Origin of the sequence: Streptomyces durhamensis (assembly GCF_000725475.1) — a bacterium.
GTDB classification, from domain to species: Bacteria; Actinomycetota; Actinomycetes; order Streptomycetales; family Streptomycetaceae; genus Streptomyces; species Streptomyces filipinensis.
Map to the genome: position 1 here is coordinate 218,078 of NZ_JNXR01000020.1, position 22,878 is coordinate 240,955.

A 22,878-nucleotide genomic window follows, 5' to 3' on the forward strand; every position below is an offset into this window, starting at 1 on the left:
GCCGCCCCCTCTCCCCACCGACCGCAGGACGAGACGAATGACGCCGCATGACATCCACTGATCAGGCCACACCGCCGAACCCCGGGTCGGTGCCCGCGCAACGCACGGGCCCCGATGCGGACCTCGACCGCATCGCCGGGCGGATCCGCGCCCTGGCGAACCGTGCCCGCGCCGACGGCTCCGACACCCGGGTGCTCGACCATGTCGTCGCCGACCTGGAACGGGGCGGTGCCACCCTCGCCGGGACCGATCTGGTCGCCGCCTACCCGCCCGAGGTGCTGCTCCCGGACGCACCCGCGAAGGGCCGCGGCGGCCTGGAGGGCTGGCTCGGCGTCGTCCGCGACGTGCTGGTGTTCGCGCCCATCGCGCTGACCTGGTGGCGGCTGCGGGGGGCCCTGGACGCCTACGACGCGACCCGCAGCACGGACCCCTTCCTGCTCGGCTGGGCACGCGGCTTCCCGCAGGGCAGCCCGCCCGGACCGACCACCGTGACCCTCGGCACGTCCGCCCTGCACGTCACCCTGCTCATCCTGGTCGTCGTCGCGCTGACCCTGGCGCTGCACGCCCTGCAGCGCAGCCGGGAACGGCGGCTGTCGCGGGAGGAGGAGCGCGGGCAGCTCGCCAACGAGCTGGCCCTGGCCACGTTCCTGCTCGCCACGCCCGCGCGGCCGGCCGGCAAACCGCTGGACAGCCGCAGCGCGGAGCGGCTCGCCGCCCAGCTCAACGCCGGTACGCAGCAGCTGGAATCGGCGCTGCGCAGGACCTCCGAGGAGATCACGGCGGTCCTGGAGACCGGGCCGGGCAGCAGGATCCAGAGCGCCCTGGACGGCTGGACGAAGACGGTCGACGAACTCACCCGGCTGATCCGGGGACTCACCCCGCCCAGCCAGCTGGCCCAGGACCTGATCCGGATCCGGGAGCAGACCGCCGAGGACGAGGCGAAGCTGCGCGCCGCCATCGAGACGCTCGTCGGCGATCTGCGGCGCGCCCAGGAGACGACCGGGCAGGAGATCCACCGGCACGACCTGGCGGTCGCCGCGGTCCGGGAACTGGCCCGCAGCCTCGGGGAGACGCTGCTGGTCTTCACCGAGCGGGCGGAGAACCTGGTGGACTCCACCCGGAGCATCTGGCAGCTCGTCGACCGCCTCGACAGCCGCGCCGGCCATCTTCCGCCCGGGGGCCTGGACAACGCCGACCCGCCGCCGTACCGGGGGCGGCCATGAGCGGCCGGCCACCCCAGCGGGCCGCCGTCGGGCGCACCGTGCTGCTCGCCGGGTGGCTCTTCGCCGACCTGCTCCTGCTGCTGCTCGTGATCGCGCTCGGTTCGCTGCCGCGCGAGCAGCGCACCCACGCGACACCGAAGCCCGGCACGCCGTCCAGCCCGCCGCCGAGCACCCAGCCGGCGGAGCGCGGGCTGGTGCTCAAGCCGTGCAGCTTCACCGTGCGGACGGGCAGCGCCGGGTCCGTGCGGAAGCAGTTCGGCACGCAGCTGCGCGGGGCCGGGGTGGCGAGCCGTACGGCGGGGTTTGTGCTCTCCTTCGGTACGGCGCCGGATCCGGGGCCGGGCCAGGAGGCCGCCGACAAGGTCAACTCGATGATCACCGGGGGGTTCTCCCACTTCAGGCACGCGCCCAAGCGGGGCTACTGGAAGGGCGGGCCCTCCGGCGAGGTCAGGATCGACGTCTTCTTCCTCGCCACGGCCGACGGCGACACCTCGTTCCCGAAAGGGTGTCACTCCTCCGACGACAGCTGACCGACCGGGATCCCGGTGGCGGCCGGACCGCGGCGGGGGTCACGGTGGCGGGGCCTGGACGCCCGGGCGGAACTTGGGGACGCGGAGGGTGATCTTCGTGCCCGCGCCGACGCCCGTCTCGATGACGAGGCCGTGGTCGTCGCCGTAGACCTGGCGCAGCCGGCGGTCGACGTTGCTCAGGCCGATGCCGGTGGCGGGTCCGGCGGTGCCGCGCAGGATCGCGCGCAGGCGTTCCGGTTCCATGCCGACGCCGTCGTCCTCGATGACGACCCGGGCCTCGGTTCCCTCGTCCTCGGCGGTGATCGTGACGTTGCTGCGTTCCACGGTCTCCTCCAGGCCGTGTTTGAGGGCGTTCTCGACGAGCGGCTGCAGACAGAGGAAGGGCAGGGTCACGGGGAGCACCTCGGGGGCGATGCGCAGGGTGACCTTCAGGCGGCGGCCGAAGCGGGCGCGGGCGAGTTCCAGGTACTGCTCGATGGAGCGCAACTCCTCGGCGAGGGTGGTGAAGTCGCCGTCCCGGCGGAACGAGTAGCGGGTGAAGTCGGCGAACTCCTGCAGCAGTTCACGGGCGCGCTCGGGGTCGGTGCGGACGAAGGAGGCGATGCTCGCGAGGGAGTTGTAGATGAAGTGCGGGGAGATCTGGGCGCGCAGGGCCCGGACCTCGGCCTCGTGGGCGCTGGTACGGGCCCGGTCCAGACCGGCGAGTTCGAGTTCCAGCGAGAGCCGGCGCGCCGCTTCCTCGGCGGCCCGCAGCAGTGTGCCGGACTCGGCGGCGGCGAACACGGCGAGGGCGCCGGGGACTTCGCCGTCGGCCGCGAGGGGCACCAGGACACCCCAGCGGACGGGGCAGCCGGCGTCGTCGCAGGACAGCGGGAAGGCCCGGGGGCGGGGCGGGTGGGCGAGCCGCTGCGCGAGCTGCGCGCGGTGGTGGTCGGCGGCGCCGTCCCAGGCGAGCACGGCGGTGTCGTCGGTGAGGGCGAGGGCGGGGGTGCCGAGCTGCGGGCGAAGCCTGCGGGCGGCCTTGCGGGCGGTGTCCGGGGTCAGTCCGGCGCGCAGAGGTGCCGCGGCGAGCGCGGCGGTGTGCAGCGCCTGGGCGAGGGCACCCGCCCCGTCGCTGCCGCCCGCGTGCTCCCGCTGCCGGCGCGCCGCGCCGTGCCCGAGGGCGACACCGAGCACGAACAGCGCGAGAGCGGCCAGCGTGAGGGCCGCGGTGCCGAGGACGGTCATGGGCGCCGGTGAGCCGGCGGATACCGGCGAACGTGACTTCTTCGGGCGGGGTGGCGCAAGCGCGCGGAACGGGTGAACACGTCGGCTCCTCGGTCAGGTCGTGGCCGGTCCTGGGCGGGGGGTGGGCGTGGGCTCGGGGAGGTGCAGGCGGGCCATGGTGGTGGCGGTGCCGGGTGGGACGCGGTCGCGGGTGGCCAGGGAGATCAGGACCATCGCCGCGAAGCCCACGGGCACGGACCACACCGCGGGCCAGGCGAGCAGGGTGTGCAGCCGGCCCGAGCGGGCGCCGCCCGCGATGGTGGCCGTCACCGCGGTGAGCGCCGAGCCGCCGCCGAGGAGCAGTCCGCCGATCGCGCCCGGCGGGGTCAGGCCGCGCCACCAGATGCCGAGGACGAGCAGCGGGCAGAAGGAGGAGGCCGAGACGGCGAAGGCCAGGCCGACCGCGTCGGCCACGGGCAGGTCGCTGACCACGGCCGCGGCGGCGGCCGGCACCGCGATCGCGGGCAGGGTGGCGAGCCGGAAGTGCCGGATGCGGAGCCCGGGCAGGACATCCTGGGCGAGGACGCCCGCGACGGACATGGTGAGTCCGGAGGCCGTGGAGAGGAACGCCGCGCAGGCGCCGCCGGCGACGAGGGCGCCGAGCAGGTCTCCGGCGACCCCGCCGATCAGCCGCTGCGGCAGGACCAGGACCGCGGCGTCGGTGTCGCCGGTGAGCAGCAGGTCGGGGGCGTACAGCCGGCCGAGCACGCCGTACAGGGGCACGAGCAGGTAGAACGCGCCGAGCAGACCGAGCACGCTCACGGTGGTGCGGCGGGCGGCGCGGCCGTCGGGGTTGGTGTAGAAGCGGACGACGACGTGCGGCAGGCCCATGGTGCCGAGGAAGGTGGCGAGGATGCGGCCGTAGGTGGCGTACAGGCTGTGCTGCTCGCGGTCCGCGGACAGAGGCTCGGCCCAGCCGGAGGGCGTGGTGCGGCCGGGTGTGCGGTCGGGCAGGGGGACGCGGGCGCCGGCCGGGAAACGCACGGTGGTGTCCGCGCCGATCCGGTGCCGGCCCTCGCCGAGCCGCAGCGAAGTCCCGTGCGCCGGGCGGCCGTCGACGGTTCCGGAGACGGTCACGCGGACCGGCTCGCGCACGGTGAGGGTGAGCGGCCGGTCCACCCGCACCTCGGTGGAGCGGTGGAAGACGGGCCGGTCGTCCCAGGCGGGGGCGGGGGCGCGGTCGGCGCGCCAGGCGAGCAGCAGGAACACCACGGGCACCAGCAGGGCGGTGAGTTTCAGCCAGTACTGGAAGGCCTGGACGAAGGTGACGCTGCGCATCCCGCCGGCGGCGACGGCGACGGTCACCACGGCGGCGACGACGAGTCCGCCGAGCCAGCCGGGGGCGCCGGTGAGCAGCCGCAGGGTGAGGCCGGCGCCGCGCAGCTGGGGCAGCAGATACAGCCAGCCGATGCCGACGACCAGCACCCCGGCGACCCGGCGCACGGCCCGGGACTCCAGCCGGGCCTCGGCGAAGTCGGGCAGGGTGTAGGCGCCGGAGCGGCGCAGCGGGGCGGCCACCAAGACCAGCAGGACGAGGAAGCCGGCGGTGTAGCCGATGGGGAACCACAGCATGTCGACGCCCTGGGCGAGGACGAGCCCGGCGACGCCGAGGAAGGAGGCGGCGGAGAGGTACTCGCCGCTGACCGCGAAGGCGTTGAGGTGCGGGGCGACGGTGCGGGAGGCGACGTAGAAGTCGGAGGTGGTGCGGGAGACGCGCAGGCCGAGCACGCCGACGAGGACGGTGGCGAGGATCACGGCCGTCACGCCCACGATGCCGTACGTCTGGTTCACCGGCTGGCTCCGGCGGGTGGTCGGCGCATGGTCAGGGGCGTTCCGCGGGGGCGTCGGCGGCCGTGTCGGTCTCGTTGCGTTCGGCGCGGCGGACGTACCAGGCGCCGATGGCCAGCAGGGCGGGGTACGGCGCCACGCCCAGGAGGAGCCAGACCGCCGGGGGAACGCGGGGCGCGGCGCCGGCGAGGGGCAGCGTCCGCAGGAGGACGGGGAGCAGGCCGAGCGGCAGCGCGAGGAGGGCCGTGGCGATGAGCGCGGCTCGCAGTTGCCGGTGCATCAACCGGCGCAGGCGCGGGTCCGGCCGGGGGTCGGGTGAGGGCGCGGGGCGTGGTGCGGTCGTACCGCCGAGCGGGCGGGGCGGCCGTCCGGTGACCACCTCTCTGCGAGGGACGGACTCCGCACCCATGCCGCTCTCCCCGACGCCGCGGTGATCACCTTGTGCTGCGGCGAGTGTACGCAGCGGGCCGGCGCTCAGACAGCCGGCGGACGCACATCGCCACGGGTCCGTCACCCGGGGACCGTCCCGGACGCTCAACGTGCCCGGCCGGCCGCGTGCCCGGCCAGCAGGTCCCGCAGTTCCCGGGCGTTGCGTCGGCTCACGGCGAGGACGCGGTCGCCGATGCGTACGGTCACGTTGCCGCCGTCCAGGCGCAGTTCCTCGATGCGGCCGAGTGCGACGAGCCGGCTGCGGTGGATGCGTACGAAGCCGCGGGCGCGCCACTGTTCCTCCAGGGCGGACAGCGCTACGCGTACCAGGTGGCTGCCGTGCGGGGTGTGCAGCCGGGCGTAGTCGCCCTGTGCCTCGACATGGGTGATGTCGGCGATGGACACGAACCGGGTCACCCCGCCCAGTTCGACGGGAACGTGGTCACCGAAGGCGGGCACCGGCTCGGGCGGGGTGCCGGCGGGTGCGGCCGGCCGGGGGCCCTGGCCGGCCCGGACCAGTTCGGCGACCCGGCGTACGGCCTCGGCGAAGCGCTCCTCGCGGAGGGGTTTGAGCAGGTAGTCGACGGCCTTGACCTCGAAGGCGCGGACGGCGAAGTCGTCGTGGGCGGTGACGAAGACGATCAGCGGTGGTGCGGCGAGACGGCCGAGCAGCCGGGCCAGTTCGAGGCCGTCGAGTCCCGGCATGTTGATGTCGAGGAAGACGACGTCGACGCCTCCCGCGCCGTCCGGGTCCTCTGCGGAGTGGCTGAGTCGCCGCAGTGCCTCGGTGGGTCCGGTGGCGGGCACCACGCCGCCGACGCGCGGGTCCCGCCCCAGGAGGTACAGCAGTTCCTCGAGCGCGGGCTCCTCGTCGTCCACCGCCAGCACGCGCAGGGCCACGTCGCTCGCGCTCATCTCCGCAGGCTCCTCCCCTTCGCAACCGCTTACTGGAGCATGGTGGCCCCCACGGCCGCCGCCGTCGAGATCGCGGACGCGCGCGGGGGCGGCCAGGTCCGCTTCACTTGAGTCCGCTGAGCATGACGCCGCGGATGTAGTACTTCTGCAGCAGCAGGAAGAGGACCAGGACCGGCAGGATGCTGAGGACGAGTCCGGCCATCACGACGGGCATCGTGCGGGTCGGGTCGACGTGGTCCTGGAGGAGCTGGATGCCGACCGGCAGGGTCATCACGTCCGGGTTGGCGGTCGAGACGAGCAGCGCCCAGATGTACTCGTTCCAGGCGTCGACGAAGGTCAGCAGCCCGAGCGTCACCAGGACCGGGGTGGTCTGCGGCAGCACGATCCGCCACCACACGGTGAACTCCCCCGCCCCGTCGATGCGCGCGGCCTCCAGGACCTCGTCCGGGATCGAGACCATGAACTGACGCGTCAGGAAGATGCCGAAGCTGCTGACCAGGAACGGCATGGCGAGCGCCACGATGCTGACGGTCAGGCCCGCTCCGCCGCGCCCCGTCAGGTCGTTGCCGCCCGCCAGCGGCCAGTGCACCAGGATCAGGAAGTGCGGGATGAAGAAGAGGAACGGCGGGAACATCATCGTCGACAGCACCAGGCGGAAGACGAGGTCCCGTCCGGGGAAGCGGAGTTTGGCGAGCGCGTAGCCGGCCAATGACGACGTGAGCAGCACCGATCCGGTGATCAGGGCGGTGGCGACGACGCTGTTGCGGAAGAGCACCGGCAGATCGAGCTGGTCGACGGCCGCCCGGTAGTTGGACAGGTCGAACGCCTCGGGCAGGAACCGGTACGGCAGCGTGCCGGCCTCGCCCGGCCCCTTGAACGACGTCATCACCATGTCGAGGAACGGCACCACGGTGAGCACGGCACCGGTCACCACCACCAGGTACGACAGCCACGGGAAACGTCGGCGGTTCACGCGTCCTCCCCCTTGCGCCGGAAGATCCACAACTGCACCAGGGTGACCAGGAGGACCACCACGAACAGCACGAAGGCGGCGGCGCTCGCCGTGCCCCAGTCGCCGTAGCTGAAGGCCTGCCGGTACATCTCCAGCGCGGCCACGTTGGTCGCGTCGCCCGGCCCGCCCTTGGTCATCACGATGATCAGGGCGAACGACTGCAGGCCGGTGAGGAACTGGGTGACGCACACGAACAGCAGGGAGGGCCGCAGCAGGGGCAGGGTGATCCTCCAGAAGACCGTGACGGGTCCGGCGCCGTCGAGCGCGGCAGCCTCGTAGTACGACTCGGGGACGGACTTCAGCCCGGCGGTCAGCACGAGGATCGCCGAGCCGACCGAGGCCCAGGCCTGGACGACCACCACCGACGGCAGCGCGGTGCCGGGGTCCTGCAGGAACGCCACCGAGCCGAGCCCGACGGCGTTGAGGACGCCGTTGACCAGGCCCCCCGGCTCGTACATGTACTTCCACACGTTGCCGACGGCGACGACGGTCGTGACGATCGGCAGGAAGTACAGGGTGCGCCACAGCCCCTGGTACCGCAGCCTGTCGATGCAGGTGGCGACGATCACGGAGCCGGCGAGCGCGAGGGCCACCGTGCCCAGGGCGAACAGCAGGGTGTTGGTGAGGACCGGCGCCAGGAACGTCGATCCGTCCGCGAAGAGGCCGGTGAAGTTGTCCGGGCCGACGGGGTCGATGTCGCCGAGCCGGAACCCGGCCCAGTGGGACATGGCCAGCAGCAGCGCGAAGCCGAGCGGGAGGATGAGGAAGACGGCGAAGAACAGCAGCGCCGGCGCCAGGAACAGATAGGCGACGACGGCCTGCCGGTGCCGGGTCCGGCCGCGGGCGCCGACGGCCGGCCGGGACCGGGGTGTGGCCGCCGCCCGCTCGGCCGTCTTCGGCGTCAGGGCGTTCACCATGGGCGCGACACCTCCTGGTCGACCTGGCGGCGGATGGTGCGCAGTGCCTCGCCGACGGACTGCTGGCCGGTCCACAGCGCCTCGATGTTCTTGCGCAGCAGCGTTTTGGCCTGCTGCGCGCCCGGCACGTTCGGCTCCGGCACGGCGTACGCCAGCGCGTCCAGGAACGGACGCAGGTTCGGATCGCCGCCCGGGCCGCCCTTGCCCAGGAGCGCCCGCATGTCGTCGGCGCGGCCGGTCAGGGAGCCGACCGACACCTGCAGGGCGCTCATCCGGGTCGCCGGCACTCCCTTCCCGGCGCCCGGCACGCGCACCTTCCCGGCGTTGAGCCAGCGCAGGAAGTCCCAGGCTTCGCGCGGGTGTTCACTGGCGGTGTTGACGCCCAGCATGAAGCCGGTGGAGAGCGTGGCGCGCCGGTCGTCCGCCTCGGGGACGGGCACGGGCGCGACGCCGACGTCGCGGTAGTCCGTGCCCATCAGGGGCTTCAGGCTCCCGGTCCACCAGCCGGCGCTGATCACCATGGTCACCTGTCCGGACGGGAACGCCTGGTAGACGTTGACGCCGGGGTCGCTCGCCCCCGCGGCGACGAGCCGGTGCTCCAGGCCGAACACGGCGCGGCCGGCCGGTGCGTCGATGGCGGTGCTCCTGCCGTCGGCGGAGACGAACCTGCCCCCGGCGGCGCTGAGCAGGGCGAGGGTCTGGCCGACGGTGGTGGAGTCGTCGACGGTCGACAGTCCGAAGCCCTGGACCAGCGTGTTGCCGTACCGGTCCCGTCTGGCGGTGCGGTACGCCGTCTCCTCCAGCTCCCGCCAGGTGCGCGGAGGGCCGTCGAGGCCGGCCTCGCGCAGCAGCCGCTTGTTGTAGTAGAGGGCGTACGTCTGTGTCTCGGTGGGGTAGCCGTAGACCCTGCCCCCCACGGACGCGGCGCCGACCGCGGCCGGGCCGTAGCCGCGCCTGATCTCCTCGGCGTGCTCCGGCGGAGCGGGCCGCAGCACGCCGGCCCGGACGAGCTGGCCGTTCCACAGACAGTACGGGTGGAGGATGTCGGCGCCCTGGCCCGCGGCCTGCCGGACCATGAACGTGGTGAGCAGGTCGGTGAACTCCACGGCCTTCGTCCGCACCTTGACCCGGTCGTGCGTGGCGTTCCACTCGTCGACCGGGCCCTGCAGGGCCCGCCTGAGCTCTCCGCTCGCGTAGTGGGAGAGCAGGGTGAGGACGATCGGATCCCCGGGGCGCCCGGTGCCCCGGTGCGGCGCGGCGCATCCGGAGGCGAGCAGCGCCGAGGGCAGCGCGAGCGCGAAGTGACGGCGGCTCAGGCCGCCGGCACGGCGGCTGCCGGGGTGCGCCGGCGTCATCGGGCGGCCTCCCGGCGCATCACCCGGAACACCCGGGTCGTGGTGAAACCCGCCGCACGGTACAGATGGCCGGCCGGGGACCGCTCGCCGGTCCACAGGAACCACGCGCAGTGCGCGCCGCGCGCCCGCATCCGCTCCAGGACCAGGTGCAGCAGGACCTTGCCGAGTCCGGTGCCGCGCATCTCGGGAACCACACCGAACGGGCCGAACCGCTCGTCCGCCGACTCGTACGCGCCGTGCATCGCCCAGCCGGCCAGGCGGCCCGAGGGGTCCCGGGCGACGACGATCCGGTCGAGCGGCGTGCCCGCGGCCACACACTCCCGGATCGCGCGCGCCCAGTCCGGGGTGAAGTGGGTGCCGGCGAGCGCGATCAGTTCCACCAGGTCGTCGTCGGACGGGGTGGCGAACCGGTGGCCCTGCGCGGTCAGTTCGCCCAGGCGGTGCGCGACGTCGTCCGGGAGGCGATGGCCGACCAGGCCGCGGTCCATCGCCGCCGCCTCGTAGAGCGTGCGAAAGCCCAGGGAGTCGAGGAGCCCGGCCGCTTCCGGGTACGCCTCGGCGTCCAGGCCGGGGAGGATGTAGTTCGGGGTGTACGAGGAGAAGTCCACCCGGGTGCGGCCGTGGCCGTGCAGCCAGTCGAGGGCCTCGGTCAGCAGCCGGCGGCCGAGGCCGCGCCCGCGGGCGGCCGGGTCGACGAAGAAGAACGGGATCCAGCCCTGCTCCGGCTCCAGGTCGGTGCCGGTCATCGCGGTCAGCCGGCGCACCGCGTAGGCGGCGCCGACGACCCGGTCGCCGTGGACGGCGACCCGCAGCCCCTCCGGGTCGAAGTTGGCGTCGAGCAGCACCAGGGAGCGGAAGCGGTCCGGGGTGATGGGGTCGGCCGGCGCGCTGCGCCGCCACGCCGCCACCAGCCGCGGGCCGTCGCCCGCCCTGAAGCCGCGCACCTCGGCCCGGGATCTCGTCGTGCGATCGGTCATCGACGGGGTCGTCCTTCCATGCGCGCCGCGCGCGGCGCGCGGGAGGTCTCAGGGGTAGAGCAGCGCGTGCTCGCCGGCCCAGCGGTCCGGCGGGGCGGGCGGGTCGCACAGCGGCAGCGGGTCCTCGCCCGCGTCGACGGTGCGCCGCAGCCGGTCGGAGCCCCACAGCAGGTCGATGAAGTGAGGGTGTCCCGTCCCCTGCGCGCCGCCGTCCGCCGGGTGCCAGGCGAAGTCGTCCGGGTAGAGCCGGCGCAGCGTGGCGAGCATGGCGACGGCGGTGCGTACGGGAGTGAACGCCTCGCGGTCGGTGATGTGGAGCTGGACCCCGCGCAGCGGCCGTCCGGCGTGTTTGTGGAAGGTCGGGACGTACCGCAGATCACGGAAGTGCACTCCGGGCAGGGCGAGTTCGGCGAGCGAGGGCGCGAACCGGGCGTCGATGTAGGGGGCCCCGACGATCTCGAAGGGCTGTGTGGTGCCGCGGCCCTCCGAGAGGTTGGTGCCCTCGAACAGGCAGGTGCCGGGGTAGACGGCGGCGGTGGCGGGCGTCGGGATGTTCGGCGAGGGCGCGATCCACGGCAGGCCGGTGGCCTCCGCGCGCAGGGCGCGCCGCCAGCCGGTGGCCTCGATCACCGTCAGGTCGGCGGCGGTGCCCGCCGCGCGGGGCACGATCGAGGCGTTGAGATAGCGGGCGAGTTCGCCGCAGGTCAGGCCGTGCCGGACGGGTATCGGGGCGCGCCCGACGAAGCTGGCCCAGGCCTCCTCGAGCAGCGGGCCCTCGCTGACGAGTCCGCCGAGGGGGTTCGGCCGGTCGGCGACCACGAACCGTACGCCCGTACGGGCCGCCGAGGCCATCAGGTCGCACATGGTCCACACGTAGGTGTAGAACCTGGCCCCGATGTCCTGCAGGTCGTACACCAGGGCGTCGACGCCACTGGCGCGCAGCAGGGCGTCGAGGCGCGCGCCGTCGCACCGGTAGGTGTCGTGGACGGGCAGGCCGGTGGCGGGATCCGTCCGAGCGGCCTCGCTCCCGCCGGCCTGGGCGGTGCCGTGCAGCCCGTGCTCGGGGCCGAACAGGGCGGTCAGGCGCGCGCCGGCCTCCAGCAGGGCGGGCGCGGTGGGGCGCAGGTCGGTCAGGACACCGGTGTGGTTGGTGACCAGCCCGAACCGGCCGGGTCCGGCGAGTGCGGGCGACGCGTGCAGTCGCGCGATCCCGGTCGTCACCGCGGCGCGGTCGTCCGTGCTCATCCTGGGCCCCGTCTGCCGGTGACATCTCGAAGCGGTTGCCGGAAATTTACTGGCTTGTCCGCTAATTTGGCAATGAACCACTCACCGTGGGTGGCCGCGAACTCACTCCGGGCTCATTCCAGGCTCACTCCGGACTCACTCCGGTACGACCAGCCGTGCCGACTCCCCCGGTCCGACCGGTACGACCCGGTCGCGCAGGCAGACGTCGATGGGTGAGCGGTCGGAGGACGGCACGGTGATCTCCAGCAGGCCGCTGCGCAGGCGCAGATGGACGCCCCAGTGGCCGTGGTAGCGGATGGCGAAGCCGTAGGAGGAGAGTTCGGGCAGCGGGACCGGGTCGAGGCACAGGGCGCCGCCGCGGGTCTCCAGGCCGGTCAGCCCGCGCTGGACGAGGTCGAGGGTGCCGGCCATGGCGCCGAGGTGGATGCCCTCGCCGGTGGTGCCGCCCTGCAGGTCGGCGATGTCACCACGCAGCGCCTCCTGGACGAAGGCCCAGGCGTCGGCGCGGCGGGCGCGGGCCAGGACCCAGCCGTGGACCAGGCCGCTGAGGGTGGAGCCGTGGCTGGTGCGGTGCAGGTAGTGGTCGACGGTCGCGGTCCAGGTGCGCTCGTCGAGGCGGTAGCCCAGCCGGCCGAACAGCGAGCGGAGTTCGGCCGCCGAGAAGAGGTAGCCGAGCATCAGGACGTCGGCCTGTTTGGACGCCTGGTAACGGTTGACGGTGTCGCCCTCCGCCTCCAGGATCCGGTCCAGGCGCCGGATGTCGCCGTACCGCTCGCGGTAGCCGTGCCAGTCCAGCTCGGCCAGGTCGCCGTAGCCCTCGAACTGGCTGATCACCCCGTCGTGGAAGGGCACATGGAGGGTGCGGGAGATCTCCTCCCAGCGGGCGGGCTCGTCGTCCTCCAGTCCGGTGCTCTCGGCGAGTTCCCGGCGGCGCGGCTCGGGCAGGAGGTCCAGCAGCTCCAGGGTGCGCGCCAGCACCCAGGCGGCGGTGACGTTGGTGTACGCGTTGTCGTCCAGGCCCGGTGCGGCGGCGCCGGGGTAGGCGTCGTGGTACTCGTCGGGGCCGACCACGCCCCGGATGCGGTGCCGGCCGAGGCGGGCGTCGTAGTCGGCCGAGTCCGCCCAGAACCGGGCGATGTGCAGCAGCATCTCGACGCCCTCGCCGTGCAGGAAGTCGATGTCGCCGGTCGCCTCGCAGTACTGCCAGATGTTGTAGGCCACCGCCGAGCCGACGTGGTGCTGGAGCCGGGTGTGGTCCGGCAGCCAGCGGCCGGAACGGGGGTTGAGGTGGAGTTGCTGGGTCTCCTCGCGGCCGTCGCTGCCGCTCTGCCACGGGTAGAGCGCCCCGCGCCGGCCGAGGTCGCGGGCCGCCTGGCAGGCGGCGTCCAGCCGGCGGTGGCGGTAGTGGAGCAGGGCGCGGGAGACCTCGGGCAGGTGCAGGTTGAGGTAGGGCAGGACGAAGAGTTCGTCCCAGAAGACATGGCCGCGGTAGGCCTCACCGTGCAGTCCGCGCGCGGGGACGCCGACGTCGAGGTCGGCGGTGTGCGGCGAGAGGGTCTGCAGCACATGGAACAGGTGCAGGCGCAGGATGCTGCCCGCCTCGCCGGGGACCTCCAGCGCGGTGCGCCGCCACAGCTGCTCCCACGCCGCGGCATGCGACTCGACCAGCGCGTCGAAGCCGGGTGCGGCGCCGACCCGGTCGACGGCCGCCTGCAGCGCGTCGCCGATGGCCGGGTCGTGCGAGGTGTGCAGCGCGACGGTCTTGTCGACGGTGACCGTACGGCCGGGCGCCAGACGCAGCCTCAGGTGCTGGACCGAGCGCTCGACCTCGGGGACCACTCTCACCGGCGCGTCGGCGGTCAGCCGGGCGGCGAGACCGAACTCGATGCGGGAGGTGCGGGTGTGGCAGCGCAGCCATACGGTGTCGTGGGCGGCGATGCCGGTCCGCACATGGACGAGGTGCCGGCCGTCCAGGTCCCGGTAGCGGGCCACGCCGGAGTTGGTGATCCGCCCGTCGAGCGCGGCCTCGACCTCCAGGTCGAGGCCTTCGCCCTCCGCGGTGAACTCCGTGCGCAGCACGGCGAGATGGCGGTCGGCCAGGTGGACCAGGCGCAGTTGGCGCACATGGAGCGTGGCGCCGCCGTCCAGGCCGTAGCCGGTGCGGCGTTCCAGCAGGCCGGGGTCGAGATGCAGGACCTGGTGGTGCTCGGTGAGGGGGGCGGTGTCCGGGGTGAGCCAGGCGCCGCCCGCCGGGCGGTAGCGCAGCGGCAGCCAGTTGGGCAGGTTGACCATGTCCTCGTTCTCGACCCGGCGTCCGGCGACCCGGGAGGTGAGCCGGTCGTAGCAGCCGACCGCGTACGTGCCCGGGTAGTGGACGTCGTCGGCGGTGCACTCGGGAAGCGCGCCGCGCGTGGCGAAGTAGCCGTTGCCCAGGGTGAACAGGGACTCCCTCAGGCGTTCCTCCTCGGGGCGGTAGCCGTCGTACTCCCAGGTCGGTCCCTGCACCGTCACCCCCCGGCGAGCAGGCCGGTGAGGATCCGGTCGGGGGTGAGGGGCAGGTGGCGGAAGCGGATGCCGGTGGCGTGGTGGACGGCGTTGCCGACGGCGGCGGCGGTTCCCACGATGCCGATCTCGCCGATGCCCTTGCTGCCCATGGGGTTGAGGTGCGGGTCCTCCTCGTCGATCCAGTCGGCCTCGACGGCGGGGACGTCGGCGTGCGCGGGCACGTGGTAGGAGGCGAGGTCGGTCTCGGTGAAGTCGCCGAACGCCGGGTCCAGGGTGCTGCCCTCGGTGAGGGCCATGCCCAGGCCCATGGTCATGCCCCCGGTGAACTGGGAGCGGGCGGTGCGGGCGTTGAGGATCCGTCCGGCGGCGAAGATCCCCAGCAGTCGCCGTACCCGGGTCTCGCCGGTGACGCTGTCGACGGCGACCTCGGCGAAGTGGGCGCCGAACGCGTGCCGGGCGTACGGGCTGTCGGCGTCGGCCCGCCCGGCGGTGTCGGCGCGGGTCTCGATGCCGTCGGCGGGCAGGGGGCCGGTGTGCGCGGCCAGCCGGGACGCCAGCTCGGCACAGGCCTCGTGCACGGCCCAGCCCCAGGAGGCGGTGCCCATGGAGCCGCCGGCCAGCCAGGCCGGCGGCAGGTCGCTGTGTCCGATCTCGGTGCCCACCCGGTCCACGGGCACACCGAGGGCGTCGGCGGCGATCTGGGCGAGGACGGTACGGGCCCCGGTGCCGATGTCGGTCGCGTTGATCCGCACGGCGAAGGTGCCGTCGGGCAGGGCCCGGGCGGAGGCGGTGGCGGGGACGGCGGCGGCCGGGTAGGTGGCCGCGGCCACGCCGGTGCCGATGAGCAGCGGGCCCTCGGCGCGGGAGCGGGGGCGGGGGTCGCGCTCGGCCCAGCCGAAGCGGCGGGCGCCCTCGCGCAGGCACTCGACGAGGTGCCGGCTGCTGAACGGCTTGCCGCTGCCGGGTTCGCGCTCGGGGTCGTTGCGGACGCGCAGCTCCACCGGGTCCATGCCGAGCGCGTCGGCGAGTTCGTCCATGGCGGACTCCAGGGCGTACATGCCCGGCGCCTCGCCGGGAGCGCGCATCCAGGACGGGCTCGGCACATCGAGCGGGACCACCCGGTGGGTGCTGAGCAGGGCCGGGGCGGCGTACATGACGCGGGCGGGCACCGCGGCCTGCTCCACGAACGTCGTCACGCGGGAGGTCTGGGTGGTCGTCTCGTGCAGCACGGCGGTGAGCCGGCCGTCCGTGTGCGCGCCGAGACGCAGCCGCTGCACGGTCGGGGCGCGGTGGCCGACGGTCGTGGGCAGGGAGCGGCGGGGGTAGGCGAGGGTGACGGGCCGGCCGGTGTGCCGGGCGGCCATCGCCGCGAGCACGACGTCGGGGCGCGGGGTGCCCTTGGAGCCGAAGCCGCCGCCGACGTGCTCGCAGACGACGCTGATCCGGTCCTCGGGCAGCTCGAACAGCTGGGCGAGCACCTCCCGCACGGTCGTACCGCCCTGGCTGGAGGTGTACACGGTGAGCCGGTCCCCGTCCCAGTGGGCGGTGCTGGCGTGCGGCTCCATGGGGTGATTGTGCAGCGGCGGCACCCGGTAGACGGTGTCGACGCGGACCTCGGCGGCGGCGAAGGCGGCCTTCGGGTCGCCGTGCTCGACGCGGCCGGGGTAGCCGGCGTTCGTCTCCTTGGGCTCGTAGGCGTCCCGGTGACCGGGGTCCAGGCCGACGTCGTGGCGTTCGGCCGCACAGGTGACGCGGACGGCCCGGGCGGCGGCGCGGGCCGCTTCCAGGGTCTCGGCGACGGCCAGGGCCACGCACCAGCCCCGGTGCGGCACGTCCGGGCCCTGCAGGACGGCGAGCGTGGCGTCCTCGGGCTCGGCGAGGCGGGGCGCGTTGTCGGGGGTGAGGACGGCGAGGACGCCGGGCAGGGCGAGGGCGGCCGAGGTGTCGACGGCGGTGACCCGGCCGCGCGCGACCGGAGCGGGCACGGGCCAGGCGTGGGCGCGGCCGGGCAGGTGGTACTCGGCGGCGTAGCGGGCGGCACCGGTGACCTTCTGCCGTCCTTCCCGGCGCTCGACGGGGGCGCCCAGGCTGGTCGCGGTCATGGGATCCTCCTGCCTGCTCCCTGTGCTCAGGCCGCCGCGGGGGCCGGGGCGAGACGGTTGAGGACGTCCAGGGCGAGGTTGTGGGCGAGGGACACCTTGTAGGCGTTGTCCCGAAGCGGCTCGGCGTGCATGAGTTCCAGGTCCACGGCGCCTTCGAAGGCGGCGGGGGTGGCGGGGGCGCCCAGCAGGGCCAGCTCGGCGTGCCGGGCCCGCCAGGGCCGGTGGGCGAGTCCGCCGAAGGCGATGCCCGCCTGGTCCACGACGCCGTCGGCGACCCGCAGCACGACGGCCACGGAGGCGAGGGCGAAGGCGTACGACGCCCGGTCGCGGGCCTTGCGGTAGGCGGACGGGACGCCTGCGGTCGTGGCCGGGAGCAGCACGCCGGTGATCAGCTCGCCGGGGCGGATCCAGGTGTCCCGCTCGGGGTGCTCGCCCGGCAGCCGGTGGAACTCGGCCGCCGGCAGCCGCCGGGTGCCCTCGGTGCCGTACAGCTCCACCTGGGCGTCGAGGGCGGCGAGGGCGACGGCCATGTCGGACGGATGGGTGGCGATGCAGTGCGGGGAGTGGCCGAGGACCGCGTGGTCGCGGTGGACGCCGTCCAGCGCGCTGCAGCCGCTGCCGGGCTCGCGTTTGTTGCAGGGTTTGTCCAGGTCCTGGAAGTAGGGGCAGCGGGTGCGCTGGAGCAGGTTGCCGCCGGTGGTGGCGGCGTTGCGCAGCTGACCGGAGGCGCCCGCGAGGAGGGCCTGGGACAGCGCCGGGTAGCGGTCGCGGACGCGCGGGTCGGCGGCCAGGTCGCTGTTGCGGACGGTGGCGCCGGCGCGCAGGGAGCCGTCGGGCAGCTCCTCGATCGTGTCCAGCGGCAGCCGGCCCACGTCGATGAGGACGGCGGGGCGCTCGACGCCGAGCTTCATCAGGTCGACCAGGTTGGTGCCGCCGGCGAGATAGCGGGCGCCGGGGTGGGCGGCGTAGGCCTCGACGGCCTCCTCGACACTGTCGGGTCTGAGGTATCCGAAGCTTTTCACCGGATCACGTCCTCCACCGCCTCGACGATGCGTGGATAGGCGCCGCACCGGCACAGGTTGCCGCTCAGCCGCTCGCGGATCTCGGACCGGTCCAGCGGTACGGGCCGGCCGGAGGGGGTCGCGGGGTCGGTGACCTGGGAGGGGTGGCCGGCCGCGGCCTCGGCGATCATGCCGATGGCGGAGCAGATCTGCCCCGGCGTGCAGTAGCCGCACTGGAAGGCGTCGCGGTCGAGGAAGGCCCGCTGCAGCGGGTGCGGCTCCTCGCCGTCCCCGCCGAGGCCCTCGACGGTGGTGATCTCGCTGCCGTCGAGGGCGACCGCGAGCAGCAGGCAGCTGTTGACGCGCCGGCCGTCGGCCAGCACGGTGCAGGCGCCGCACTGGCCGTGGTCGCAGCCCTTCTTCGACCCGGTGAGACCGAGGTCCTCCCGGAGCAGGTCCAGCAGGGTGCGCCGGTGGTCGATGTGCAGTGTGTGGGGCTTTCCGTTGACCCGGAGGGTGACCTCCGAGTCCGGAGCCGGTTTGTTTGCGCTGGTCATGGCAGAGGTGGCCTTCCGGACGGGCCCTGGTGCCGTGCAGACCGCGTATCCAGGCGGCGCCGCCTCACACGTCTCAGCCGCGCGCGGCCCCCGTCTCGGCCAGCCTGTCGGTGACGTCCGCGGTGTCCCGGGCGGGCGGTGCGCTGACCTCCGCCCTGGTGCCGAAGCCAAAGAAGCGCAGCACGGTGGTGCTCACCATGGTGGTGTTCCCCCGGCCCGGGGTCCTGCCCTTGAGCGGGTGCAGGGTGAGCCGGATGCTCTCCTGCCGCAGCCGCCCCGGCCCGTCCAGCCACAGGTCGACCGGGAGGGAGGACGCCCCGAGCTGCTGCCGCAGCTCCCGTGCGCGCGCGGTATCGCCCCGGGACAGCGCGGCGACGGGCACGGACACCCGGTAGTGCGTGGTGCGGGTGCCGTCCAGGGTCTGCTCGCCCAGGCGTGTGACGTTCCGGGGGCTCACGTTCCTGAGGTAGCGCACGGGTTCGGCCGGGTCGCTCACCCGGGACTGCCCCGCCGATCCCCTCGCGGCCAGCCGCCTGAGGTCGATCTTCAGCCAGGTCCTGCCGCCCGGGACGGCACCGCGCTGTGTGCCCGAGGGCTTCTGGTAGACCACGCCGTCCAGGACGCGCTATTCGATGGTGGTGCCCTGCGAGGTCAGTGTGACCCGGCTGGCGCCGTCCTTCAGGTCGGTGACGCCGCTGCCGTGCGCGGTGAGGGTCTGTCCGTCGGCTTCGGCCGTGCTGGTGACGGTCAGCTTCGCGGTCTGCGCGGCCACCGTCGTGCGGTAGGCGTCCTGGACGGCGCGTACGGGCGGGGTCGCGCTCTGCTGGTCCTGCGCGTCCCCGCCCGCCCTGGTGCCGTCCCCGCTGCCGCAGCCGGTCAGCCCGGCGGCGAGCACGAGGACGGCGGCGGCACTGGCGATCCGGGCGTTCGACACGGTGAGAGCCTCCTGGGCAAGTCGGGCTGTTTCCCACGCACTTGGCCCGCTCCTGGTTTCCCCCTTCCGTGTCGCTCACTCCCGTCCGGTCACGGACAGCGGACGACGTCCGCCACGTCGGAGGCCGGGCCGGACGGTCCGCCCGTGGTGTTGACGACGTGTCCGATGGTGCCGGTGCCGCTCACACCGACGGCGCCTCCGCGAACTGCGTCCGGTGCAGCTCCGCGTACCTTCCCCCAGCCGCCAGCAGGCCGTCGTGCGTGCCGCGTTCCACGATCCGCCCGGCCTCCACCACCAGGATCTGGTCGGCGGCCCGGACCGTGGACAGCCGGTGGGCGATCACCACGGCCGTACGTCCCTCCAGGGCCTCGGTGAGGGCCTCCTGGACGGCCGCCTCGGAGGTGTTGTCCAGGTGGGCGGTGGCCTCGTCCAGGATGACCACGCGCTGACGGGCCAGCAGCAGCCGGGCGATGGTCATCCGCTGGCGCTCACCGCCGGAGAGCCGGTAGCCGCGCTCGCCGACCACCGTGTCGAGTCCGTCGGGCAGGGACCGTACGACCTCGGCGAGCCGGGCGCGGCCGAGCGCGTCCCACAGCTCCTCGTCCGCGGCGTCCGGGCGGGCCAGCAGCAGGTTGGCGCGGACGGAGTCGTGGAAGAGGTGGCCGTCCTGGGTGACCATGCCGAGCGTGCCGCGCAGGGAGGCGGCCGTGAGGTCGCGGACGTCCACCCCGCCGACGCGTACGGCGCCCGCGTCGACGTCGTACAGGCGTGGCAGCAGCTGGGCGATGGTGGACTTGCCGGCGCCGGAGGAGCCGACGAGGGCGATGGTCTGGCCGGGTTCGGCGCGGAAGGAGATGCCGTGCAGGACCTCGGCGCCGCCGCGGGTGTCGAGGGCGGCGACCTCCTCCAGGGAGGCGAGGGAGACCTGGTCGGCGGCGGGGTAGGCGAAGCGGACGTCGTCGAACTCGACGGCGACCGGACCCTCGGGGACCTCGACGGCGTCCGGCTTCTCCTCGATGAGCGGCTTGAGGTCCAGCACCTCGAAGACCCGCTCGAAGCTGACGAGCGCGCTCATCACCTCGACCCGGGCCCCGGCGAGCGCGGTGAGCGGGGCGTAGAGGCGGGTCAGCAGCAGGGCGAGGGAGACGACCGCGCCGGCCTGCAGGGTGCCGCGCAGCGCGAACCAGCCGCCGAGGCCGTAGACCAGGGCCAGGGCGAGGGCGGAGACCAGGGTGAGGGAGGTGATGAAGACCGACTGCGCGGTGGCCGTGCGCACCCCGATGTCCCGGACCCGGGCGGCGCGGGCCGCGAACTCCGCGGACTCCTCCCCGGGACGGCCGAACAGCTTGACCAGGGTGGCGCCTGGCGCGGAGAAGCGCTCGGTCATCCGGGTGCCCATGGCCGCGTTCAGCGCCGCCGCCTCCCGCTGCATGCGCGCCATCCGGCTGCCCATGCGGCGGGCGGGCAGCACGAACAGCGGGAGCAGCAGCAGCGCGAGCAGGGTGATCTGCCAGGACAGCGTGAGCATCACGGCGAGGGTCAGCAGCAGGGTGACCAGGTTGCTCACCACGCCCGACAGGGTGTTGGCGAACGCCCGCTGGGCGCCGATCACGTCGTTGTTGAGACGGCTGACCAGCGCGCCCGTACGAGTCCGTGTGAAGAACGCCACGGGCATGCGCTGCACATGATCGAACACAGCCGTTCTGAGGTCGAGGATGAGTCCCTCCCCGAGCATCGCCGACAGACGGCGTCCGACGATGCCGAGCGCCGCCTCCGCGAGGGCGACGAGCGCGATGAGCAGGGAGAGCCGGACCACCGTGCCGGAGTCGTGCCCCGCCACGATCGCGTCGACGACGCGGCCGGCGAGCACCGGGGTGGCCACGGCGAGCAGTGCCGTCACCACCCCGAGCAGCACGAACCGGGCGATGCCCGCGCGGTGCGGGCGGGCGAAGGCGGCGATACGGCGCAGCGTGGCGCGGGCGAACGGGCGGTGCTCGGCCTGCGCGTTCATGACGCTGTGCAGCTGTGTCCAGGCGGTGGTCTCCATGCTCATGGAAGAGAACGTAGAACCTCGACCTTCGTTGAGGTCAATGTTCCTGTCTTTTCACCCCACGTTGGGGTGGCACGGCCACCCTCTGCGGATGTGACCGCCGTCCCGCTTCCCCCGCTGCCCCGGGGACGACTCCCCCGTCGCGTCCCCGTCCGCCAGATGCTGTGCCTGGTGCCGCTGGTGCTCGTCGCCGTGGTCGCCGTACGCAACCGCGCCCTGCTCGCCGAGGGCTTCGGCCAGCTGCGCACCGCCTCCTGGCCGTGGCTGCTCGCGGCGGCCGGAGCCACCTGCCTGACCTGGGTGGCCGCCGCGTTCACCCGGCAGGGCGCGGTGATGCAGCCGCTGCCGAAGGGGCGGCTGCTGGCCACCCAGTTCGCGGCGGCCTCGGCCAATCATCTGCTGCCCACCGGGCTGGGCGCGGGCGCGGTGAACCTGCGCTTCATGACCGTGTGCGGGGTGCCGCTGGCCCGCTCCTCGGCCGCTCTCGCCCTGTACCTGCTGGCGGAGTCCGTGGGCCGGCTCGGACTGCTCGGCGTGCTGCTGCTCGCCTTCCCCGACGCGCTGCGGCTCGGGCCCCTGCTGCCGGACGGCTCGGCCCTGCCGCTGCTGCTGGCCGCGGCCGGCCTGCTGGGCGTGGCGGCGGCCGTCGTGGCCCTGGTACGACCGCTGCGCACGCGCGTGTACGGGTTCGTCCGGGACGCCCTCGGTGAGGCGCGGTCGGTGCACGCCCGGCCGGCCCGCGCCCTGGCCCTGTGGGGCGGCTCGCTGGCCTTCCCGGCACTGCAGGCGGCCGGCCTCGCCGCGGTCGGCCAGGCCCTGCGGCTACCGGTGCCGGTGGCCCACATGGCGCTCGCCTACCTGGCGGCGACCGTCGCGGTGGCGCTGGTCCCCACACCGGGCGGCCTGGGGTCGGTCGAGGCGGCGCTGATCGTGGCGCTGGTCGCGGTGGGCGGCCCGGCCGCGGTGGCCACGGCGGTGGTCCTGGCCTACCGCATCATCACGGTGTGGGCGCCGCTGCTGCCGGGGGCGCTGACGCTGGGGGCGCTGCTCCGGCTGAAGGTGATCTGAGGCGGAGTAGCCTTCCGCCTCACGAACAGGCGAGAAGGAGGGTCTCCCGTGCCGGTCCGCGTGGAGCGCAACGAGTACGTCACCACGGTCGTCCTGTCCCGGCCCACGGCCCGCAACGCGGTGGACGGGCCCACGGCCACCGAACTCGCCGCCGCGTTCCGCGAGTTCGAGGCGGATGACGACGCCCGGGTCGCGGTGCTGTGGGGCGAGGGCGGTACGTTCTGCGCGGGCGCGGACCTGAAGGCGATCGGCACCGGGCGCGGCAACCGGGTGACGGAGGACGGCGACGGTCCGATGGGGCCGACCCGGATGCGGCTGTCGAAGCCGGTGATCGCGGCGGTGTCCGGGCACGCGGTCGCGGGCGGCCTCGAACTCGCGCTGTGGTGCGATCTGCGCGTCGCGGAGGAGGACGCCGTGTTCGGGGTGTTCTGCCGGCGCTGGGGCGTGCCGCTGATCGACGGCGGAACGGTACGGCTGCCCCGGCTGATCGGAGCCGGCCGGGCCATGGACATGATCCTCACCGGCCGCCCGGTACCGGCCCGCGAGGCGCACGGGATCGGGCTCGCCGACCGTGTGGTGCCCACGGGGCGCGCCCGCGCCGAGGCCGAGGCGCTGGCCGCGGAGATAGCCCGCTTCCCGCAGGCCTGTCTGCGCAGCGACCGCGCGTCCGTCCTGGACCAGCAGGGGCTGGACGAGGAGACGGCGATGCGCGGTGAACTCCGCCATGGCCTGGGCGTGCTGGCCCAGAGCACCGAGGGAGCCGCCCGCTTCGCCTCGGGCGCCGGACGGCACGGATCCTTCACCGACATGTGAGCGCGCCCCCTTGTCTCCCGAGCGAGCCGCTGACGGGAGGGCGAGACGGGGGCCGGCGGGGCGGAGGGAGCCGGTGGCGGGGACGGGGCTCGGGGGGGGTGCCTCTATGTCTTTCGTCAAGCGAGGCGTGGGGTTCTGGGTTCGTAGAAGGTGCCGTCGCGGAGCATCGCGAACAGCACGTTGATTCGTTG

At 74.1% G+C, this 22,878-nt stretch carries 20 protein-coding genes; 4 read left to right on the forward strand and 16 right to left on the reverse strand.

Features of this window, described 5'->3' with window-relative positions; all coding sequences use genetic code 11:
• Positions 1-47: 47 nt before the first annotated feature.
• Both IO33_RS0129395 and IO33_RS46100 read left to right on the forward strand, forming a co-directional pair.
• A complete protein-coding gene (locus IO33_RS0129395) occupies positions 48-1,223 on the forward strand; it encodes a hypothetical protein (protein WP_031170470.1) in 1,176 nt (391 codons plus the stop codon).
• A complete protein-coding gene (locus IO33_RS46100; protein ID WP_031170472.1) occupies positions 1,220-1,753 on the forward strand; it encodes a hypothetical protein in 534 nt (177 codons plus the stop codon). Before IO33_RS0129395 ends, IO33_RS46100 begins: the two co-directional genes overlap by 4 nt.
• A gap of 39 nt (positions 1,754-1,792) precedes the next feature.
• Here the strand turns inward: IO33_RS46100 and IO33_RS0129405 are convergent, their stop codons facing one another.
• The 16 genes from IO33_RS0129405 to IO33_RS0129480 form a co-directional block, all read right to left on the reverse strand.
• Complete coding sequence (locus tag IO33_RS0129405) at positions 1,793-2,980, reverse strand: sensor histidine kinase (RefSeq protein ID WP_031170474.1); 1,188 nt, start codon at positions 2,978-2,980, stop codon at positions 1,793-1,795.
• A gap of 93 nt (positions 2,981-3,073) precedes the next feature.
• Positions 3,074-4,810, reverse strand: coding sequence for a sodium/solute symporter (locus tag IO33_RS0129410; protein WP_051927028.1), 1,737 nt, complete (start codon positions 4,808-4,810; stop codon positions 3,074-3,076).
• Positions 4,811-4,841: 31 nt separating this feature from the next.
• Positions 4,842-5,216: a hypothetical protein gene (locus IO33_RS0129415; protein ID WP_078963943.1), complete on the reverse strand. Its 375-nt coding sequence runs from the start codon at positions 5,214-5,216 to the stop codon at positions 4,842-4,844.
• A 125-nt stretch (positions 5,217-5,341) separates the two neighbouring features.
• Entirely contained in the window at positions 5,342-6,151 is an 810-nt protein-coding gene (locus IO33_RS0129420) for a LytR/AlgR family response regulator transcription factor (RefSeq protein WP_031170479.1), read from the reverse strand.
• Between the two features lie 103 nt (positions 6,152-6,254).
• On the reverse strand, positions 6,255-7,124 hold the full coding sequence (locus tag IO33_RS0129425) for a carbohydrate ABC transporter permease (protein ID WP_031170481.1): 870 nt from the start codon (positions 7,122-7,124) through the stop codon (positions 6,255-6,257).
• A complete protein-coding gene (locus IO33_RS0129430; RefSeq protein ID WP_031170483.1) occupies positions 7,121-8,080 on the reverse strand; it encodes a carbohydrate ABC transporter permease in 960 nt (319 codons plus the stop codon). Before IO33_RS0129430 ends, IO33_RS0129425 begins: the two co-directional genes overlap by 4 nt.
• Positions 8,074-9,435: an ABC transporter substrate-binding protein gene (locus tag IO33_RS0129435; RefSeq protein ID WP_245235914.1), complete on the reverse strand. Its 1,362-nt coding sequence runs from the start codon at positions 9,433-9,435 to the stop codon at positions 8,074-8,076. The genes IO33_RS0129430 and IO33_RS0129435 overlap by 7 nt, the downstream gene beginning before the upstream one ends.
• Positions 9,432-10,412: a GNAT family N-acetyltransferase gene (locus IO33_RS0129440; protein WP_051927030.1), complete on the reverse strand. Its 981-nt coding sequence runs from the start codon at positions 10,410-10,412 to the stop codon at positions 9,432-9,434. Before IO33_RS0129440 ends, IO33_RS0129435 begins: the two co-directional genes overlap by 4 nt.
• Before the next feature lie 48 nt (positions 10,413-10,460).
• The gene (locus IO33_RS0129445; RefSeq protein ID WP_031170489.1) at positions 10,461-11,657 is read right to left on the reverse strand and encodes an exo-beta-N-acetylmuramidase NamZ family protein; all 1,197 of its coding nucleotides are present in this window, start codon (positions 11,655-11,657) and stop codon (positions 10,461-10,463) included.
• Positions 11,658-11,792: 135 nt separating this feature from the next.
• Positions 11,793-14,162 (reverse strand): glycoside hydrolase family 65 protein, encoded by a 2,370-nt coding sequence (locus IO33_RS0129450; RefSeq protein WP_031170490.1) that lies wholly within the window; start codon positions 14,160-14,162, stop codon positions 11,793-11,795.
• Positions 14,163-14,164: 2 nt separating this feature from the next.
• Positions 14,165-16,264, reverse strand: a complete 2,100-nt coding sequence (locus IO33_RS0129455; RefSeq protein WP_031170491.1) for a xanthine dehydrogenase family protein molybdopterin-binding subunit — start codon at positions 16,262-16,264, stop codon at positions 14,165-14,167.
• A gap of 26 nt (positions 16,265-16,290) precedes the next feature.
• Entirely contained in the window at positions 16,291-17,286 is a 996-nt protein-coding gene (locus tag IO33_RS0129460) for an FAD binding domain-containing protein (protein WP_031170492.1), read from the reverse strand.
• Positions 17,283-17,822 (reverse strand): (2Fe-2S)-binding protein, encoded by a 540-nt coding sequence (locus IO33_RS0129465; protein ID WP_031170494.1) that lies wholly within the window; start codon positions 17,820-17,822, stop codon positions 17,283-17,285. The genes IO33_RS0129460 and IO33_RS0129465 overlap by 4 nt, the downstream gene beginning before the upstream one ends.
• Positions 17,823-17,895: 73 nt before the next feature.
• On the reverse strand, positions 17,896-18,441 hold the full coding sequence (locus IO33_RS47905) for an SCO4651 family lipoprotein (RefSeq protein ID WP_466444635.1): 546 nt from the start codon (positions 18,439-18,441) through the stop codon (positions 17,896-17,898).
• A gap of 6 nt (positions 18,442-18,447) precedes the next feature.
• Complete coding sequence (locus IO33_RS47910; protein ID WP_051927032.1) at positions 18,448-18,756, reverse strand: hypothetical protein; 309 nt, start codon at positions 18,754-18,756, stop codon at positions 18,448-18,450.
• A gap of 181 nt (positions 18,757-18,937) precedes the next feature.
• Positions 18,938-20,803 (reverse strand): ABC transporter ATP-binding protein, encoded by a 1,866-nt coding sequence (locus tag IO33_RS0129480; RefSeq protein ID WP_031170496.1) that lies wholly within the window; start codon positions 20,801-20,803, stop codon positions 18,938-18,940.
• Between the two features lie 96 nt (positions 20,804-20,899).
• Here IO33_RS0129480 and IO33_RS0129485 point away from each other — a divergent pair, with 96 nt between their 5' ends.
• On the forward strand, positions 20,900-21,874 hold the full coding sequence (locus tag IO33_RS0129485) for a lysylphosphatidylglycerol synthase transmembrane domain-containing protein (protein WP_167349481.1): 975 nt from the start codon (positions 20,900-20,902) through the stop codon (positions 21,872-21,874).
• Positions 21,875-21,922: 48 nt separating this feature from the next.
• The gene (locus IO33_RS0129490) at positions 21,923-22,687 is read left to right on the forward strand and encodes a crotonase/enoyl-CoA hydratase family protein (protein ID WP_031170500.1); all 765 of its coding nucleotides are present in this window, start codon (positions 21,923-21,925) and stop codon (positions 22,685-22,687) included.
• Positions 22,688-22,878 lie beyond the last annotated feature (191 nt).